At 45.9% G+C, this 16,537-nt stretch carries 9 protein-coding genes and 1 pseudogene; 4 read left to right on the top strand and 6 right to left on the bottom strand.

The window, feature by feature from the left end; all coding sequences use genetic code 11:
• Window positions 1-25 precede the first annotated feature (25 nt).
• The gene (locus ACUJFK_RS10155) at window positions 26-2,593 is read left to right on the top strand and encodes a TonB-dependent receptor plug domain-containing protein (RefSeq protein WP_445424757.1); all 2,568 of its coding nucleotides are present in this window, start codon (window positions 26-28) and stop codon (window positions 2,591-2,593) included.
• Window positions 2,594-2,662: 69 nt separating this feature from the next.
• On the opposite strand, the gene ydiJ is transcribed toward ACUJFK_RS10155, so the two are convergent.
• Window positions 2,663-5,701 carry a D-2-hydroxyglutarate dehydrogenase YdiJ gene (gene ydiJ, locus ACUJFK_RS10150; RefSeq protein ID WP_445424756.1) on the bottom strand — a complete coding sequence of 1,013 codons (3,039 nt, stop codon included), beginning with the start codon at window positions 5,699-5,701 and terminating at the stop codon, window positions 2,663-2,665.
• A gap of 130 nt (window positions 5,702-5,831) precedes the next feature.
• Window positions 5,832-6,413 (bottom strand): GTP cyclohydrolase II, encoded by a 582-nt coding sequence (gene ribA / locus ACUJFK_RS10145; RefSeq protein ID WP_226751611.1) that lies wholly within the window; start codon window positions 6,411-6,413, stop codon window positions 5,832-5,834.
• A 232-nt stretch (window positions 6,414-6,645) separates the two neighbouring features.
• Between ribA and ACUJFK_RS10140 the strand changes: the two genes are divergently transcribed.
• The gene (locus ACUJFK_RS10140) at window positions 6,646-8,484 is read left to right on the top strand and encodes an ABC transporter ATP-binding protein (RefSeq protein ID WP_445424755.1); all 1,839 of its coding nucleotides are present in this window, start codon (window positions 6,646-6,648) and stop codon (window positions 8,482-8,484) included.
• Window positions 8,485-8,567: 83 nt separating this feature from the next.
• Here ACUJFK_RS10140 and ACUJFK_RS10135 read toward each other — a convergent pair whose 3' ends face one another.
• Window positions 8,568-10,097, bottom strand: a complete 1,530-nt coding sequence (locus ACUJFK_RS10135; protein ID WP_445424754.1) for an alanine/glycine:cation symporter family protein — start codon at window positions 10,095-10,097, stop codon at window positions 8,568-8,570.
• Between the two features lie 283 nt (window positions 10,098-10,380).
• Window positions 10,381-12,763 (bottom strand): annotated as a pseudogene (ppsA, locus tag ACUJFK_RS10130) (phosphoenolpyruvate synthase).
• A 133-nt stretch (window positions 12,764-12,896) separates the two neighbouring features.
• On the opposite strand from ppsA, the gene ppsR reads away from it, so the two are divergent.
• On the top strand, window positions 12,897-13,706 hold the full coding sequence (gene ppsR / locus ACUJFK_RS10125; protein WP_226751615.1) for a posphoenolpyruvate synthetase regulatory kinase/phosphorylase PpsR: 810 nt from the start codon (window positions 12,897-12,899) through the stop codon (window positions 13,704-13,706).
• A gap of 164 nt (window positions 13,707-13,870) precedes the next feature.
• Here the strand turns inward: ppsR and ACUJFK_RS10120 are convergent, their stop codons facing one another.
• Together ACUJFK_RS10120 and ACUJFK_RS10115 are read right to left on the bottom strand one after the other, a co-directional pair.
• Window positions 13,871-15,220 (bottom strand): class II 3-deoxy-7-phosphoheptulonate synthase, encoded by a 1,350-nt coding sequence (locus ACUJFK_RS10120; RefSeq protein WP_445424753.1) that lies wholly within the window; start codon window positions 15,218-15,220, stop codon window positions 13,871-13,873.
• Between the two features lie 124 nt (window positions 15,221-15,344).
• The gene (locus ACUJFK_RS10115) at window positions 15,345-15,818 is read right to left on the bottom strand and encodes a low molecular weight protein-tyrosine-phosphatase (protein ID WP_226751617.1); all 474 of its coding nucleotides are present in this window, start codon (window positions 15,816-15,818) and stop codon (window positions 15,345-15,347) included.
• Between the two features lie 65 nt (window positions 15,819-15,883).
• On the opposite strand from ACUJFK_RS10115, the gene ACUJFK_RS10110 reads away from it, so the two are divergent.
• A complete protein-coding gene (locus ACUJFK_RS10110) occupies window positions 15,884-16,519 on the top strand; it encodes a response regulator transcription factor (RefSeq protein ID WP_445424752.1) in 636 nt (211 codons plus the stop codon).
• The last annotated feature ends 18 nt before the right edge of the window (window positions 16,520-16,537 follow it).

Below are 16,537 nucleotides of genomic sequence, written 5' to 3'. Positions count from 1 at the left end.
ATTATTACTATCCAGGAAATTTATCATGAAAAAAAGTAATTACTATCACCCGGTCAGCCGGGCAGTAAAATACGCGCTAGCATCAGGTTTAGCATTAAGCGTTTATTCAACCAACACCTTAGCACAAGACACTGCTGCTGCCGAAGCAGAAACCAAAGTGGAAAAAATTGCGGTCGTCGGTTCACGGTCTGCCCCACGCTCAATTGCTGATTCTCCAGTACCTGTGGACATTATCGGTGGTGATGAATTAATGAAGAGTGGTAGCAGCGATATGCTTAATATGCTGACATCCACTGTGCCATCATTAAATGTGCAAACAACCCCCATTAGCGATGCAGCAACGCTGATCCGGCCAGTTAACCTGCGGGGTTTATCTTCTGACAGTACTTTAATTCTGTTAAATGGTAAGCGCCGTCATCGTGCCTCTGTTATTACCTTTTTAGGCGGCGGCTTAAATGATGGTGCTCAAGGCCCAGATATCTCTGTTATTCCGGGTATCGCCTTAAAGCAAGTTGAAGTGCTACGTGATGGTGCGGCTGCGCAATATGGCTCTGACGCCATCGCCGGTGTAATCAACTTTGTTCTAAAAGATGCCGATCAAGGCGGCAGTATTGAAGTGAAACAAGGTGAATACTATGAAGGTGATGGTAATTCAACTGAGATTGCTGCCAACGTTGGTATGCCTTTAACTGATGCAGGCTTTGTTAACCTAAGCATGCAATACAAAAACGTTGATGCTACGAGCCGCAGTGTTCAGCGCGCTGATGCCCAAGGTTTAATCGATGCCGGTAACCCGTTTGTCGCACCGATTGCCCAAGTTTGGGGTTCACCAGAGCTGAAAGATGATTTCACTTTCTTTGGTAATGCCGGTTTAGATTTAGGCAATGATCGTGAAGCCTACATTTTTGGTAACTACTCAGAACGTGATGTTACCGGTGGTTTCTACTATCGTAACCCACACACTCGCGGTGGTGTATTCTCTAACGACGGCGGTGAAACGCTAGAAGTCGTTGATACTACTGGCCAAGGTAACTGTAGCAATGTCTCGTTATTTGACGGTGACAACAAACTCAACCACGATCAAATCACGGCCAGAGTTGCGGCTTTACCGAGTAACTGTTTTACCTTCTTCTCAATGTTCCCTGGCGGTTTTACTCCAAATTTTGGTGGTAATATTACAGATACCTCATTAACCGCAGGTACCAAGGGTGAATTTAAAGAAGGCGTACTAGCCAATGTCTTTTACGATTTCTCTGCCTCTGTTGGTCGCAGTGAATCTAACTTTAAAATCATCAACACCGTTAACGCTTCGCTTGGCCCAGATACGCCAACCAGTTTTAATGTGGGTAAATACATCCAACTGGAAAAAAACTTTTCAGCTGACTTTGTAAAATATGTTGAAGCCGGTTTTTACAACGATGTTGTAGTTGCCAGCGGCTTGCAATGGACAGAGGAAAGCTTCGAAATCGTCGCCGGTGAAGTGGCCTCTTGGGAAATTGGCCCTTATGTTAGCCAATTAACCAATGGTTCAAACGGCTTCCCGGGTTTCCAGCCTGATGATGCTGGATTAAATGATCGTCGCAACTATGCCGCTTACATTGATGTTGAAGCTGAAATTACTGAAAAGCTGTTAATGGCAACCGCATTACGTTTTGAAGATTACGATAGCTTTGGCAACACCACCAACTATAAAATTACCGGTCAATATCGTTTAACGGATGACTTGGCTGTTCGTGGTTCACACAGCACCGGTTTCCGTGCGCCAACGGTCGGACAATCTAACGTGCGTAACGTGCGTACTGCGTTAATTGGTGGCGAGCTAGTGGATATCGCTTTATTACCCCCTACCAGCCCAGTATCGTTGTTAAAAGGTGGTAAAGAATTAACGCCAGAAGAATCAAAAAGCTTTGCTGTGGGTTTAGTCTATAGTGGTGCAAGTTTCTTTTTCACTGCTGATTTATTCCGCATTGAAGTAGACGATCGTATTGGCCAATCAGCTGAGTTTGATGTTACCGCAGCTGACCGTATTGCCTTGCAAGCGGCCGGTGTACGTGGTGTTGAATCGCTGTCGCAAATCACTTTCTTGACCAACGACTTTGATACCGTTACTACCGGCTTAGACCTGGTTGCCAATTACAGCACCAGTTTATTTGATGGGCGTTCTACGTTCAGCTTAGCTTATAACTGGACAGACACCGAAGTAAAACGCTTTACTGCCGTTACTGGTGCCTTCAAAGTATCACGCTTAGAAAATGATTTACCGAATCATCGTGCAACCTTAACCTGGAATCAACAATGGCAAGATATTGACATGTTTGTTCGTGGTAACTACTACGGTAGCTTCCAAGGCGTACATGCTGATGATCCAGGTTTAGTCGGTCAAGGCTCGGAAAAAATGACCTTCGATGTTGAAGTGGCTTACCACCTTAACGACAAGTTTTCTGTCGCCGTTGGTGCACAAAACGTGTTCGATACCGATGCTGAACGCTTACCCAGCGACTTTAGCGAAATCCTCGGCGCTCAATTTTATGAGACCTCACCGATGGGTATCAATGGTGGTTATTACTACCTAAAAGGCATCTATCGTTTTTAACGATAAGCCCCGCGTTCTGTAAAGAACGCGGCTTATCCTAAAAACACCCGGCTTTAGCCGGGTGTTTTTTTATATGTGTTGTAATAAAACCTGCAACGGATGGCGCGGTTTATCTCCCACTAACCGTTTTACCTGGCTGCGACAAGAAAACCCCGTTACCAATAACTGCTCTGTGCCTAAGCGCTCGACTGGCTCACGCCAGCTGAGATCAAACAAGGCTTTGCTATTGGCTAACTGTGCCTGCTCATGGCCGTAGGTGCCAGCCATACCACAGCAACCGACACTGACGACTTTTAAAGATAAGCCGGTTTTATCAAAGATCTGCTGCCAAGTTTTTTCTGTAGCAGGCAAAGCTGTTTTTTCGGTGCAATGCGCCAGCAATGAAAACTGTGCCGGTCGACTTGCCGCAGGTAATGCCAACGGGGCTAACCACTCGTGTAACAGTTGCACATTAAAATCGCCCCGCTCGTTGCCTAATGTTTTAGCGTATTCATCCCGATACACCAACACCAAGGAGGCATCTAAACCAATTAACGGTAACTGTAGCGCGTGTAACTGATTTAAAAAATCAGCCGCGCGTTTCGCAGTTTTAGCAAACTCGCGCAAAAAGCCCTTCACATGCTGCGGCTTGCCGTTGGGTAAAAAAGGCAATAGCACCGGTCGATACCCGAGTTTTTCGATTAAGGCTAATGCATCAGCAACCAGCTCCGCTTCATAAAAGCTGGTAAAAGGATCTTGCACCAGCAGTACCGTCTTTTGCCGCTCTGCTATTGTTAACGCCTGTAAAGCCGTTAAATCAAAGCCATAACGATTGTTTAATCGCTCGACTAAAGTGGGTACCGATAACAAAGGCGTATCGACGTAACCAATACCGTGCGCCAAAGTTTTTTGTACTAATGAACGTTTTAAGAAGAAATTAACAAACTTAGGGGCTTTGGCAAGTATGGGGGCCATACGCTCTATATTGCCCACGATATGATCCTTAGCGGGGCGCAGATAACGGCTATGGTAGAGCTGTAAAAACCGCGAGCGAAACGTTGGCACATCCACGTTAATAGGACACTGCGAAGCACAAGCCTTACAAGCTAAGCAGCCATCCATCGCTTCTTTTACTTCATGCGAAAAATCAGCTTCACCTTGGCGCTGGGCCCAACTATGTTTCATCTTCTGCCACAGCGCAGTCAGGCCTTGGCTTTGCGTTAATAAGCGTTGTTCATCGGCTAATACATCGACCCCTTGTTGCTGGTTTAAACGCAACCATTCACGCATCAAACCGGCACGCCCTTTGGGGCTGTGGCGACGATCTTTGGTGATCTTGCTCGACGGACACATCGGCGAGGTTTCGTCGTAATTAAAGCATAGGCCGTTACCGTTACAATTTAAGCTGCTATCAAAGCTCTGGCGCACTTCAATTGGAATTTGCCGATCGAACCACGCGCGTTTTTGGCCATCTACCGAGACTAACTTATCGCCATTTTGGTAAGGCGTGCAAATTTTACCGGGGTTAAGTCGATTGCGCGGATCAAAGGCCGCTTTAATTTTACGCAGTTCCGTAAACAGGGTTTCACCAAAGAAGGCTGGGCCATATTCGCTACGATAGCCTTTACCGTGCTCGCCCCACATTAAGCCGCCGTATTTAGCAGTAAGCGCTACCACCTGATCGGATATGGTGCGCAGCAAACGTTCTTGATCGGGGTCAATCAGATCAAGCGCTGGCCTGACGTGAAGTACACCGGCATCCACATGACCAAACATACCATAATGCAAACCATGCTGATCCAGTAAGGCGCGAAACTCTAAAATGAAATCGGCTAAGTTCTCCGGCGGCACAGCAGTATCTTCCGCAAAAGCCAGTGGCTTTTGACTGCCTGGGGTATTACCTAATAAGCCCACGGCTTTTTTGCGCATGGTATAAATAGCATTAATGGCACTAGCATCGTAGGTGAGCTGATAACCAATAATACCGCCCTCGCCAGCGGCCATAGTGGCATCCAGCTTTGAGGTGAGCGCAGCAATTTTCTCGGTAATCTCAGCCTCATCTTCAGTATTGTATTCAACAATATTTAGGCCTTGCATATCCTTGCCTGGCACATCGGTGATCAGATCTTTTACCTGATGCCAAATGATGTCGCCTCGCGCGAGATTCAATACTTTACTATCAACGGTTTCAACTGATGTTGCTTGTGCTTCAACCAAGAATGGTGAATTACGTAGCGCACTTTCAAAGCTATCGTATTTAATGTTAAGTAAGCATTTGTACTTAGCAATCGGCGTGATATTCAGCTTGGCTTCCGTAACAAAACCTAGTGAGCCTTCCGAGCCGGTAATAATGCGCGACAGATCAAACTCCGTCATCTCATCGTTAAAGACATGCTCTAAATCATAACCGGTTAAAAAGCGATTAAGCCGTGGAAAAGTCGCTAAAATATCGCTACGTTTTTCCCGGCAAGAACGTAATACCTGCTGATAAATACGGCCAATACTGTTGGGTAATTCAGCCCGATGTTCGGCTTCGAACAACGGCATTTTATGGGTTTTTAACACATTACCGTCGATAAGCACGGTTTTTAATGCCAACACATGATCACTGGTTTTACCATAAACTAACGAGCCTTGGCCTGAGGCATCGGTGTTAATCATACCGCCAATCGTGGCTCGGTTAGAGGTAGATAAATCGGGAGCGAAGAAAAATCCATAAGGCTTTAAAAAGGCATTTAACTGATCTTTAATGACACCCGCTTGCACTCGCACCCAACGTTGTTCAACGTTAATCTCCAGTACTTGGCGCATATGACGAGATAAGTCGACAACTACTTGCTCGGTTAACGCCTGGCCATTGGTGCCGGTGCCACCGCCACGCGGGCAAAATTTGATGTGACTAAAACTAGACGTTTGGGCTAACGAGGTCATAATGACCAGATCGTCGGTGCTGCGCGGTAATAACACCGCCTGAGGTAAGGCTTGATAGATACTATTATCTGTCGCTACGGCTAAGCGACTGGCATAACTGGTTTCAATGTCGCCAGTGAAGCCGGCGTGCAACAGCGCTTTAGTGAAGGCAACAATACTGGCATCAAGCGCCAGCTCAGGATTAAGCTTGGGGATCATACATCATGGCCACTTAGACTTGGTATAGCGGCAGTATAACACTAACCGCTAAGTGGCTTTAAGCGCTAAATAGTAAAAAATAGACGTCTTTACTGCTTGATAGTAAAGCAATCCTAACGCCAGCAATAAATCAGTCCATGTGGCCCATTTTTGCCGCCTTGGTCGCTAAATACCGATGGCTATGTGCGGTGGTTTTTACACGGTGCTGTACCCGTTCTAATACATTGACCCCGACATCTTGCAGTGCTTTTAATTTACGCGGGTTGTTGGTTAACAACCGTATTTGCGCCACCCCCAGTTGTTGAAACATCTCAGCAGCGATCCCGTATTCACGCTGATCAGGTAAGAAACCAAGAATTTCATTCGCTTCCACCGTATCTAAACCTTTATCTTGTTCAGCATAAGCACGAATTTTATTTATTAAACCAATACCCCGGCCTTCTTGGCGTAAATATAAAATGACGCCTCGCCCTTGTTCAGCAATTTTTTTCATCGCCGCTTCTAATTGCGGACCACAATCGCAACGTAAGCTAAACAAAGCATCACCGGTTAAGCATTCTGAATGAACGCGAGCTAAAACGGGCTCAGCAGTGGTGATGTCACCCAGCGTTAACGCGACATGTTCTTTGCCATTTTCAGCTTCAAAACCATGTAACCGAAATTCAGCAAAGGGCGTAGGTAAAAGGGTTGAGGTAACAAGTTTAATGCTCATGGATCATCTCAAAGTTATAACAACGGCAGGATGCTCTTTGTTGGGGCGCAGTAACCACAATTCAAGTGACTTCAGGCTTGACAGTATACTGCTTTGCAGCCTAAGCAGATAGTGACTTACCGCCAGTTTTGCTGCTGAGTGCTGACAATCGTCGGCCCTATGCAGTTCAAATTCGGTTACAATAGTACAGCCGACATCACTACCGATGTCTTTTTATTGATGGATATGTTGTATGCTTGGTTTTTTTGAACGTCTCACACGCCCTTTTCCAGACAGTGAACCGACCCAACCCCCTAAGGGTGTGTTGGCTTTTTGTCGCCACTATACCAAAGGCATGGAATGGCCTTTAATTGTCATGTCATTAAGCTCAGCGTTATTAGCCATCTTAGAAGTGTCTTTATTCAGCTTTATGGGGCAATTGGTGGACTGGCTGGTGACGCAAAATCCAGAAAGTTTCTTTATCGATGAGCGCGCAACCCTGATTTGGATGACATTAGTCACGGTGGTGTTGTTACCCCTGTTAACGTTATTTCAGTCGGCTTTAGTGCATCAAACATTGTTAGGTAATTACCCCATGGCCATTCGCTGGCAGGCACATCGCTATTTATTAAGGCAAAGCGTCAGTTTTTATCAAAATGATTTCGCTGGGCGTATTGCTACCAAGGTCATGCAAACCTCATTAGCAGTGCGAGAAACCGTGATGAAACTGTTAGATGTACTGGTGTATGTCACCGTGTATTTCTCGGCAATGTTATTTTTTGTCGCCGATGCCGATCTGCGTTTAATCATCCCGATGTTGGTGTGGCTAGTACTTTATATCGCATTGCAAATGTATTTTGTACCGCGCTTAAAGCGGGTTTCTACTGCGCAAGCAGATGCCCGCTCTGAGATGACCGGTCGTTTAGTCGACAGCTATACCAACATTAATACCATTAAGCTGTTTTCTTACACCCAGCGCGAAGAGCGCTACGCTAAAGACAGTATGGAAGTGTTCTTAAAGCCGGTGTATCAACAAATGCGCTTGGCAACAGGCTTAAGTGTGTCGGTGCAATCATTAAACTATATTTTAGTGTTTTGTATCGCAGCATTGGCGTTGTATCTATGGGCTGGCAGTGCCATTACCGTTGGCGCTATTGCCATTGCGGTCAGTTTAGCACTGCGTCTTAATGGTATGGCGCAATGGATCATGTGGGAAGTCAGCAGCTTATTTGAAAACATTGGTACCGTGGCCGATGGTATTGCTACCTTGTCACAGCCGGCACAAATTCAAGATAAGGCCAATGCTCCGAGCTTACTGGTCAGCCAAGGTGCAATTCGTTTTGATGCGGTAAGTTTTAACTATGGCAAAGATGCCAGCCAAAGCCATAAAGCGCCGGTGCTATCCGCATTAAGCTTAGAGATTAAACCCGGTGAAAAAATCGGTCTAGTCGGTCGTTCAGGTGCCGGTAAATCAACCTTAGTCAATTTACTGCTGCGCTTTTACGATGTTGAGCAAGGTCGAATTTTAATTGATGGCCAAGATATCAGCCAAGTATCGCAAGAGAGCTTACGCCGACATATTGCGATGGTCACGCAGGATACGTCGTTATTACACCGCTCGGTACGTGATAATATCAGCTACGGTAAGCCGGATGCCACGGAACAAGAATTGTTGACGGCGGCTGAGCAAGCGGAAGCCAGCTTGTTTATTCAAGATCTAACGGATCAAAAAGGCAATGTGGGTTTAGATGCTCAGGTGGGCGAACGCGGTGTTAAGTTATCTGGTGGCCAGCGTCAGCGCATTGCTATTGCGCGGGTATTATTGAAAAACGCACCGGTGTTGATTTTAGATGAAGCCACTTCAGCGCTCGATTCTGAAGTGGAAGCTGCCATTCAACAAAGCTTAAATAGTTTAATGCAAAATAAAACGGTCATAGCGATTGCTCATCGCTTATCGACTATCGCGCAAATGGATCGGCTTATCGTGTTAGATCAAGGGCAAATTGTTGAGCAAGGTACACATAGCGAATTAATTGCAGCCGGTGGCATCTACGCGCAGTTGTGGGCGCATCAAACCGGTGGTTTTATTTAACGGCGTAATACACGCTGGTCAGATAACAACAAACCCCGCTATTTAGCGGGGTTTGTTAATTTAACCAAGCTTAAAAGGGTATTTTATACCGTTTTAGATTGCTCAGTGTTGGCTGCGGCCTCAGCTTTTGTTTTTGCCAATCTTGCTTCCCAGAAAGTGGCATTTTTAATGCCTAGTTTCACCGGGTCGAAAGTAATAGGGCCACCCGCTTTCATCTGATCTTCATAGTCTTTTAAGCACAAAATAGCCGGCTTGTGCACAAAGAAAATTAACAGAATACCCAGCACGTTAATCCACGCCATTAAACCCACACCGATATCACCAATCCCCCAGATATAACCTGCAGCATTAACGGTACCGTACGCCACCATTGCCATTAAAATGATTTTAAACACAATTAACGGCAGACGGTTATTGAATACGCGGTTAAGGTAAGCCACGTTGGTTTCAGTAATGTAGTAATACGCCAAAATGGTGGTAAAGGCGAAGAAGAATAACGCAATACCCACAAACAGCTGACCAAAATTACCAAAGACACTGTTTAAAGCCATTTGCGTAAAGGCAGCCGAGCCAATCTCAGTGTTTGCTGCCACGTTTTGTACGATAAATTGACCTGCTGGTAACTCACCGACCACGTTGTACTGTTGCGTAATTAAAATCATCAAGGCGGTGGCAGTACACACAAATAAGGTATCAACATAAACTGAGAAAGCCTGCACTAAACCTTGCTGCGCAGGGTGTGCCACTTCTGCAGCCGCTGCGGCATGTGGGCCTGTACCCTGACCGGCTTCGTTTGAATAAATACCGCGTTTAACACCCCAACCTATCGCCGCACCAAAACCGGCTTGCGCTGTGAAAGCATCAGAAATAATCAGGCTGAAAATGCTGCCAACTTTATCCAAGTTTAAAAACACCACGATAAGTGCCATCACGATATAACCGAGTGCCATAAATGGCACGACGATTTGCGTAAAGTTAGCAATGCGGCGAATACCACCAAAGATGATAAAAGCTAATACCATCAAGATAACCGCTAACGCCGCTAACTTGTGGGTACCCACTTCACCAAAACTGGTGACGACCATGGCGCCATCGCCAAACACTTGAGTGACGGCATTACCCACTGCATTGGCTTGCACGCCGGGTAAAAATATACCGCAACCTATGATGGCGGATATCGCAAATAATACCCCAAGCCAACGCCAGCCCAAGCAGCGCTCAAAATAATAAGCTGGGCCACCGCGATACTGGCCGTTTTCTTCTACCTTATACACCTGACCCAGCGTGGATTCGGCAAAGGCAGTGCTAGCACCTAAAAAGGCCACTACCCACATCCAAAATACGGCACCTGGCCCACCAAAACCAATGGCAGCGGCAACACCGGCGATATTACCGACACCCACCCGACCTGACAGCGAAACCGCTAAAGCTTGAAAAGACGAAATACCTTTTTCTGATTCTGTGTTATTGAGTAATAAACTCCACATTTCCCGAAAATGCCGCACTTGTGCGAACCGGGTTAAGATTGAATAAAATAAGCCGGCGCCTAAACACAGATAAATCAGTGCTTCGCTCCAGACATAGTTATTAATAGTATTGACCAACTCCTGCATGGAAATCCCCTGGTTGTCTTGGTTATTATTTTTAACGCGCCTTATTAATTTGCCATAAGCTGCGGCATATAGCTACGGTACAGGCTTGAAGCAAACAGATAAAATCGGCTTTTTGCCGTGAAATGACGCCATGACAACAACAATACCGCCGCAGCAAAGGCTAATCGCTGTAAAACTAATCAAAACACCATGCCAAACACTCACCATGAAAATCAGCATAAAAAAGGCACTGTTAGTAAAAACACAGTGCCTAAGTTAAGCGTTCAGCAAATTTGCCCGGGTATTAGGCTGGTTTAGCGACTTTATCAGCCAGATATAACCAAGTATCCACTACCGTATCAGGGTTTAATGACACACTTTCAATACCTTGCTCAACCAGCCAAGCGGCAAAGTCTTCGTGATCAGATGGCCCCTGGCCACAGATCCCGATGTATTTCCCCTTGGCTTTACAGGTTTGAATGGCCATTTCTAACAGCTTTTTGATGGCGGGGTTTCGCTCATCAAATAAGTGAGCGATGAGGCCACTGTCGCGATCTAAACCGAGGGTTAGTTGGGTTAAATCGTTTGAACCAATCGAGAAACCATCAAAATATTCTAAGAACGCTTCAGCCAGTAACGCATTAGACGGTAATTCACACATCATAATAATACGCAAACCATTTTCACCGCGTTTCAGGCCATGTGCGGCCAGTAAATCAATCACACCAGACGCTTCTTCTAAGGTTCTAACAAACGGGATCATCACTTCCACGTTGGTAAAACCCATCACATTACGCACGCGTTTTAGCGCTTCTATTTCTAGTGCAAAGCAAGGCTGAAAAATCTTCTGATAAATAGCGGGCGGCACCACGAAATCCAATCATCGGGTTTTCTTCATGCGGTTCATATTGCTGACCGCCCACCAGATTAGCGTATTCATTCGATTTAAAATCAGACATGCGCACAATGACTTTTTGCGGCGCAAAGGCACAAGCCAAGGTGGCGATACCCTCTGTCAGTTTGGCAACATAAAACTCAACGGGATCGGCATAACCAGCAGTAAGCTCGTCGATGCGCGCCTTAAGCTCTGGCGTTTGCTCAGCATAATGTAATAAGGCTTTAGGATGCACGCCAATCATTTTATTGATAATAAACTCTAAGCGTGCCAAACCAATACCGGCATGGGGTAAACGCGAGAAGGCAAACGCCCGCTCTGGATTACCCACATTCATCATCACTTTCAGAGCCATTTTCGGCATTTGATCAACCTGGCTGGTGATCACATTAAAATCCAGTTTATCTTGATAAACATAACCCGTATCACCTTCGGCACAAGACACAGTAACCGCCTGGCCATGGGTAATTTTTGCCGTGGCATCACCACACCCCACTACGGCAGGAATACCCAATTCACGGGCTATGATGGCCGCATGACATGTTCGACCGCCGCGATTCGTCACAATCGCTGAGGCACGCTTCATAATGGGTTCCCAATCTGGATCGGTCATGTCGGTAACCAGCACATCGCCGGGTAAGATCTGATCCATTTGCGAAATATCGGCTAGCACCTTAGCGGTTCCCGCACCAATACGATGACCAATCGCCCGACCTTCCACCAACACAGGGCTTTGCTCGACTAACTGATAACGTTCAATGCTATTGGTGTCTTCACGACTTTTCACCGTTTCTGGGCGTGCCTGTACGATATACAATTTGCCATCGATACCATCTTTAGCCCATTCAATATCCATTGGCCGGCCATAATGCTGTTCGATAATGACCGCTTGCTCAGCTAATTGTGCCACTTCGGTATCATTTAGTGAAAAGGTGCGTTGTTGTGCAAGCGGCACATCGGTAATAGTGACTTGTTTACCGTGCCCCTGCTCTGTTGAATACACCATTTGCAGTAATTTACTGCCAAGTGTGCGTTTCACCACAGCCGGACGCTTAGCCACTAATGTAGGTTTGTGTACATAAAACTCATCGGGGTTCACTGCCCCCTGGACCACCATTTCACCTAAACCGTACGACGAGGTAATAAACACCACATCTTCAAAACCCGATTCGGTATCAATACTGAACATCACACCGGATGACGACAGATCAGAACGCACCATTCGCTGCACACCCGCCGATAACGCCACACCGCGATGGTCATAACCTTGATGCACACGATAAGAAATAGCGCGATCATTAAAGAGCGACGCAAACACATGCTTAATGGCCACAATAACGGCATCGTAACCGCGCACATTTAAAAAGGTTTCTTGTTGGCCAGCAAAAGAAGCATCTGGCATATCTTCAGCCGTGGCCGAAGAGCGCACGGCAAAAGACATATCCGCAGCGCTATCTGGGTGTAATTGTTGATAAGCAGCACGTATAGCTTGTTCTAACTCAGGCTGGAACGGCGTATCGATAACCCATTGCCGAATTTGTTTACCGGCTTGCGCTAAAGCCGCGACATCATCCACATCTAAACTGTCTAACAGTTGATAAATGCGCTCATTCACACCGCTTTGTTCTAAAAACTGGTTAAAGGCGTAAGCCGTTGTTGCGAATCCCCCTGGCACTTGTACCCCAGCCGAGGCCAAGTTACTGATCATTTCACCTAGAGAAGCATTTTTACCACCTACCCGATCGACATCATGCATGCCGAGGTCTTGATACCAAATGACAAATTCTTGCACCTTTATCTCCAATTTTTGTTGCTGAGCATGTAAGCTTACAGCAGTTGATACAACACAGTGATTTTACACCCGGCTACAGGTTAATTAAAACCTTAATTTTTATGTAAATTTATTACGAAACTTGGAGTTTTTTGTGCGCACAGCTTTTTACGTTTCAGATGGCACCGCCATCACCGCAGAAGTGTTTGGACATGCACTTTTAACGATGTTTCCGGCGGAATTTGCTCACGTGACCATCCCTTTTGTCGAAAATCCGGATCTCGCATTGCAGGTTAAAAATCGTATAAATGACTGTTATAAAACAACAGGATTAAAGCCTCTGGTATTTCACACCTTTGTAGATGAAGGTTTAAGGCAGTTGATAAGCGACAGTGACGGCGTCTGTTATGACTTTCTAAATACACTCGTTGAGCCTGTGCAAAAAGAGTTGGGTATGGCTCCGGTGCCAAAAACCCACCGGACGCATAGCATGCACGAAAAAACCTACGATTTTCGAATTGATGCTGTTAATTACGCATTGGCCAATGACGATGGTGCCAATATGAAAAACTTTAGTCATGCCGACATTATTTTGGTCGGGGTAAGTCGCTCAGGTAAAACCCCAACCAGCCTTTATTTAGCCTTGCAATACGGCATTAAGGCAGCGAATTACCCTTTTGTCGAAGAAGACATGGCGAAATTGCGCTTACCTGCGGAGTTGGCAGCACATAAAGCTAAATTGTTTGGCCTGACCATTACGGCCGAACGGCTTAGTCAAATTCGACAACAGCGCCGACCTAACTCACGTTATGCTTCGGTACATCAATGTGCGTTGGAATTAAAAGAAGTAGAGCAGTTATACCTGAAAGAGCAAATCCCCTTTATCAATTCCACCCAGCTATCAATTGAAGAGATCTCAGCAAAGATTATTTCGCGTACCGGCTTAAAACGGCAAAAATATTAGTGTAGCGAAGCATTACAGACTAAGCCTAACCGCGATTGGGCGCTTTTAACTACGCTAACAGGTTTCCCGCACCAATAAAAAAGCCTTAAATCGCCATGCAATTTAAGGCTTTTACCTGCGTTAACGTGCAACCTAGCTCGCGCGGTAGCACTTAACGGTGAAGGCTATTTAAGCGCCGTACTTAGCGTATCGGCAATCAAAAAGGCTAGTTCCAATACTTGATCAGCATTTAAACGCGGGTCACATTGCGTGAAATAACGTTTAGAGAGATCGTTTTCACTTAAACCATAAGCGCCACCCGTACATTCCGTCACATGCTCACCCGTCATTTCTAGGTGAATACCACCGGCATGCGTACCTTCAGCTTTGTGCACAGCAAAGAAATTGCGAATTTCTTTTAAGATCGCTTCAAAGTCACGGGTTTTATAATCGTTGCTGGCTTTAACCGTATTACCATGCATCGGATCAGAACTCCAGACGACCTTACGACCTTCTTGTTTCACGCGTCGCACCAAAGCGGGCAGCTTGTCGGCTAACTTATCGGCACCCATCCGGGTAATTAACGTTAAACGACCTGCGTTATTTTCTGGGTTTAACGCATCAATCAGACGAATTAAATCATCCTCTTGCATACCTGGACCAATTTTTACGCCAACCGGGTTATGAATACCTTTGAAAAAAGCTAAATGGGCATGGTCGAGTTGCCGTGTCCGTTCACCAATCCACACCATATGTGCAGAACAGTCATACCACTTACCCGTTAAGGTATCACGGCGTGTTAAGGCTTCTTCGTAATTCAGTAATAACGCTTCATGCGAAGTGTATAACTGTGTTTCCCGAATCGACGGTGAATTTTGTGCAGTAATGCCACAGGTTTCCATAAAACGCAGCGCTTCTTGGATGCGAGTAGCGACACTTTGGTAGCGCTCTTTTAGCGGATTAGATTCAACAAACCCCATATTCCAGCGACTAACCTGATGCAAGTCCGCTAAGCCACCTTGGGCAAAAGCCCGCAGCAAATTAAGCGTTGCCGCAGAATGATGATAAGCGGTGATTAAACGGTTTGGATCAGGCTGGCGCGCTTGCTCGGTAAATTCAAAACTGTTGACGATATCACCGCGATAACTCGGTAAGGAAATGCCATTAATGGTTTCCAAATCACTGGAACGAGGTTTGGCATACTGACCCGCCATTCGCGCAACCTTAACCACTGGCAAACCACCGGCAAAGGTTAATACCACTGCCATTTGCAGTAAGACTTTAAACGTATCGCGAATTTTGGGCGCATTAAAGTCATTAAAACTTTCGGCGCAGTCGCCACCTTGCAGTAAAAAGCCATTTCCCTCAGCCACTTGGCCGAGTTGGCTATACAAATCCCGCGTTTCTTGTGCAAACACTAACGGTGGGTACTTGTGTAATTGTTGCTCTACTTGCTGCAGTAGTTGCTGATCCTGATAAGTCGGTTGCTGTTGGATCGGCAGTTGTCGCCAACTTTGTGGCGTCCAGGTGGTCACAATGAAATTCCTGTAGATAGATTAAACACCCTGCAAAGTTATAGACTTCTGGACGTAAATTCAATCATAAAAATAGACTTTTTCTGCTGTCGACATGCTAGCTGCTGCATTTACGTACAAGCGGCTAGTTTTGGTTGCCTTGCAAACGTTGCAATAAATGCTCACAACCGTCTTCAATTAATTGATAAACCAACTCAAAGCCTTTTTGACCGCCATAGTAAGGATCAGGTACTTCTGGCCATTTGTTAAAATCAGGATGGTAACTCATAAACAAGGCTAATTTATGTTGTAACTCTTCGGGGCAACGCTGTTTTAGCGAGTGCAGATTGTCGTTATCCATGGCCAGGATCAGATCGTAATCGCTAAAGTCAGTGCTTTTTACTGGTCGCGAACGGATCCCTTTAAAACTATAGCCCGATAAGGCTGCCACTTTCACCGAGCGCGGATCCGGCGGATTACCCGAATGGCTGGCGCTAGTGCCTGCAGATTCCACTTTAATTGCTAATCCAGCGGCATTAAGCTTGTGTCTGAGGATGGCATGAGCCGTTGGAGAGCGGCAAATGTTGCCTAAACATACAAATAACACTTTCTTTGTCATACTTTGCTTTTCAAAATAAGGTCTGTCGTTATATAGTTACCTTAATTGTGTAAAAGGTAAAGATTATGGAAAGGTTTTCACGTCTTGTGCTGTTAACAGACGAGACTACACCGCTGAGTACTTACCGTCATGCCAAAACAGTGGGCATAGATGTTGAACAATGCCCCGTAAATGCCTTTAGCCAATTACATCACTATAAGGGTGTTTTAGCCGGCTACCAGTTCAGCTCGGATACAACTGCTAAAAAAGGCTTCTCTGCGCGTTTATTGAGTATTAGCCGCCAAGTGCCGCTTTTTGTATTTCATGCTGAACGGCAACTCGTCGACCCTAACCGAGCTATTTTTGCCGGCTTACGCGGTGTTATCTACAGCGATGAACAAGCCGAGATGATCAAACGCGCGCTGCAAAGCATGATGGCAGGCCAACTTTATTATGCCCGTAACGTCATGTCGGATACCTTAGATGCCCTGTTTCAACTTCGTGAACAATCTAATCGACGCATTAAATTACCTGCGCTGCTGACAGATCAAGAGCAACGGGTCAGCCGTTTGATCGCCGAAGGCGCGCGTAATAAAGAAATCGCTGAACAGCTCCAAATCAGCGCTAACACCGTAAAGGTTCATGTGTCGGCTATTTTTAAGAAGACACACAGTCGTAATCGCACAGAATTAGTGCGTTGGTTACAGGAGCCGCATGAGTAACCCCCTGCTGCACTGTTA

The sequence above is a fragment of the Alishewanella sp. HL-SH06 genome, from assembly GCF_052656265.1.
The sequence above is the reverse complement of the archived record's forward strand: the minus strand, read 5'-3'. Positions and strand labels throughout refer to the sequence as shown.

Excerpts from the sequence above, each read along its gene's own strand:
- ydiJ (WP_445424756.1), bottom strand. The coding sequence starts at position 5,701 with ATGATCCCCAAGCTTAATCCTGAGCTGGCGCTTGATGCCAGTATTGTT.
- ACUJFK_RS10155 (WP_445424757.1), top strand. The coding sequence starts at position 26 with ATGAAAAAAAGTAATTACTATCACCCGGTCAGCCGGGCAGTAAAATAC.
- ACUJFK_RS10140 (WP_445424755.1), top strand. The coding sequence starts at position 6,646 with ATGCTTGGTTTTTTTGAACGTCTCACACGCCCTTTTCCAGACAGTGAA.
- ribA (WP_226751611.1), bottom strand. The coding sequence starts at position 6,413 with ATGAGCATTAAACTTGTTACCTCAACCCTTTTACCTACGCCCTTTGCT.
- ACUJFK_RS10115 (WP_226751617.1), bottom strand. The coding sequence starts at position 15,818 with ATGACAAAGAAAGTGTTATTTGTATGTTTAGGCAACATTTGCCGCTCT.
- ACUJFK_RS10135 (WP_445424754.1), bottom strand. The coding sequence starts at position 10,097 with ATGCAGGAGTTGGTCAATACTATTAATAACTATGTCTGGAGCGAAGCA.
- ACUJFK_RS10110 (WP_445424752.1), top strand. The coding sequence starts at position 15,884 with ATGGAAAGGTTTTCACGTCTTGTGCTGTTAACAGACGAGACTACACCG.